Below are 2,428 nucleotides of genomic sequence, written 5' to 3'. Positions count from 1 at the left end.
GGGATTTCTAATGAAGACGTCGCCGCGTCAACCACTGCAAGCCTGAGCGGGACCCCGGTGGCGACGCTGCTCGAAGGCGATAAACAAATCCCCGTCGTCGCACGCCTCTACCGGCGTGAGCGCGCAACCGTGCCGGATCTGGAAAATCTTTACGTCTATCCGTCCGGTGGCGGCAAGCCGGTCCCACTCAAGGCAATCTCGTCAATGCAGTACCGCCTTGAGACGCAACGAATCCGCCGCCGCGCGCACTACCGCACGATAACTGTTGCAGCTTTCACGGCGCCCGGCGTGCTGGCTTCGGAAGTCCTTAACGAGGCGTTACCGAAAATCAGGGAACTTCAGGCTACCCTGCCGGCCGGTTACAAAATCGAAATCGGCGGCGAATACGCCAAGCAGCAGACCGGATTTGGAGAGCTAAGTGTCATCCTGCTGATCTCCTGCCTGATGATCTACGTAGCGCTGGTCATCCAGTTCAACAATGCGATCAAACCTGTACTGGTGTTCGCCTGCGTGCCATACGGCGTAGTGGGTGCGCTGATGGCGCTACTCGTGATGGGCACACCGTTCGGGTTCATGGCATTCCTCGGTATTGCCAGTCTGATAGGTGTCATCGTCAGTCACGTCATCGTGCTGTTCGATTTCATCGAGGAGATGCACGAGAAGGGTGAGCCGTTCATGGAGGCGGTGCTCGACGCGGGCATCGAGCGGCTGCGTCCCGTTCTGATCACGGTTGGCGCCGCGGTCTTCGCGTTGGTTCCACTTTCAATTCGCGGTGGTCCGCTCTGGGAGCCGCTATGCTACGCGCAGATAGGAGGTCTGAGCGTCGCGACTTTCATAGAACTGCTGCTGGTGCCGGTGTTCTACGGAATATTCGTGCTCGACTTGAAACTCATCAAGTGGGAAACAAAAGAGGAGGAGGCAGCATCCGGCGTGGTGATTCCGCTCCGCGGCACCGCGGAAGACTGATGTGGGAATCGTCGCTGTCTTTCCGGGCAGCTCTAGTCGAGAAGTTCTTTTAAATCCGGCGGAAGTGGCGCGGTCACCTTGACGTGACCGACCGCCGGCGAGTCGAACGCCACATCACATAAATGCAGCCAGAAGCGCCCGTGCGCGAGCGTCTCGCTTGCGGGGCCGCCGTAGAGAGTGTCGCCGACGATCGGATGGCCGATGCTCGCGAGATGCACGCGAATCTGATGACGACTGCCGGTCTTTGGCGCGACTGATACCAGTGTGAACTCCCCGATGCTGCGAATCGGATCGATGACAGTGCTCGCGGCGCGGCCGGCGCGTTTCGGATTCGCGCTCGCAGGATCGCCAACGATCATCTTGCGCGCGTTCTTCGCATGATGCGCGATCGGCGTGTCGATCTCACTCCTGCGGTCGAGTGATCCCGCGACGAGCGCCTCATAACGGCGCGCGATCCGTCCCGCACGAACCGCGTCTCGCAGTTTGTCAAACGTGCCGCGATTGCGCGCGATCAGCAGCGCGCCCGAGGTCCCGTTGTCCAGCCGATGCACGAGGCCGCCTTCGAGCGGCTTCTCACCAACCGTCGCGACATCCGGAAAACGCGCGATGACCGCATTCATCACGGTGTCGCGCTCTTCGGCATTCAGCGGATGACAGGGCACGCCGCCGGGTTTGTTGACGACGATCACGCTCGCATCTTCGTGGATTACACCGAGCGCGAGTTCGGCGTTCGGCTCGATTGCGGCGCGTCGATTCGTCGCGGAAACTTCGACGCGATCCTCGGCGCCGATGATTTCGCTCTTCTTCGAGCGCTGCCCGTTGATCCGCACCAGCCCACGTTCGACCAGCTCCTGCGCAACGCGCCGCGACGGCGCAAATCCCGTCCGCACGAGATAATGATCGAGCCGTTCTTTTGATACGTCGGACAAGAAGTTACTTGCTGGTAGCTGCGCCGACCGCAACCGGCTGCGCGGGCGGACGATTGTACACTGAAAATTGCAGGGTCGCGGCATAGAGCAGAATCCCGAGCAGGATTGCCGCGGTGAGTATGTCCACGAAGCCGAGTTGCGTTGCGCCCCGCGTCAGACGATTGAATCCTCGCATTCGTTCTCCTTCCCGCCTCACCATTATACTCCCGCCGCCGTGCGCAATGCCGAACGGACTTGCCGGCCGCGCTCGGGCAATCCGAACAACCGCCGCAGCTCGCGGCCCGTCTCCGACTTCTCGCTCGCCGCGATATCGAGCGGAGAACCCGTCGCCACGACGCGTCCGCCTTCGTCGCCGCCACCGGGCCCGAGATCTATTACGTAGTCGGCGTTCGCGATGAACTCGAGGTTGTGCTCGATCACGACCAGCGTGTTGCCTTCCGTCACCAGCCGGTTGAGTACTTTGATCAGCCGCTTGATGTCGGTCGAGCTAAGTCCGGTGGTCGGCTCGTCGAGGATGAACATCCGCGGCAAAT

3 protein-coding genes and 1 pseudogene are annotated in these 2,428 nt (G+C 61.1%); 1 reads left to right on the top strand and 3 read right to left on the bottom strand.

The features are described from left to right. A partial coding sequence (locus VIW95_RS02420; protein ID WP_331583664.1) for an efflux RND transporter permease subunit occupies positions 1-966 on the top strand: 966 nt, incomplete at its 5' end. Positions 967-998: 32 nt separating this feature from the next. On the opposite strand, the gene VIW95_RS02415 is transcribed toward VIW95_RS02420, so the two are convergent. The 3 genes and pseudogenes from VIW95_RS02415 to VIW95_RS02405 form a co-directional block, all read right to left on the bottom strand. Then, positions 999-1,895 (bottom strand): RluA family pseudouridine synthase, encoded by an 897-nt coding sequence (locus tag VIW95_RS02415; RefSeq protein WP_331583662.1) that lies wholly within the window; start codon positions 1,893-1,895, stop codon positions 999-1,001. Between the two features lie 4 nt (positions 1,896-1,899). After that, a complete protein-coding gene (locus tag VIW95_RS02410; RefSeq protein ID WP_331583660.1) occupies positions 1,900-2,070 on the bottom strand; it encodes a hypothetical protein in 171 nt (56 codons plus the stop codon). A gap of 23 nt (positions 2,071-2,093) precedes the next feature. After that, positions 2,094-2,428, bottom strand: a pseudogene (locus tag VIW95_RS02405) (excinuclease ABC subunit A); the annotation flags it as partial.

Origin of the sequence: Binatus sp. (SeqCode) (genome assembly GCF_036522015.1) — a bacterium.
In the GTDB taxonomy this organism is placed as follows: domain Bacteria; phylum Desulfobacterota; class Binatia; order Binatales; family Binataceae; genus Binatus.
The sequence above is the reverse complement of the archived record's forward strand: the minus strand, read 5'-3'. Positions and strand labels throughout refer to the sequence as shown.

Bases quoted from the DNA above. Each gene is read 5' to 3' on its own strand.
- VIW95_RS02410 (WP_331583660.1), bottom strand. From the start codon at position 2,070: ATGCGAGGATTCAATCGTCTGACGCGGGGCGCAACGCAACTCGGCTTC.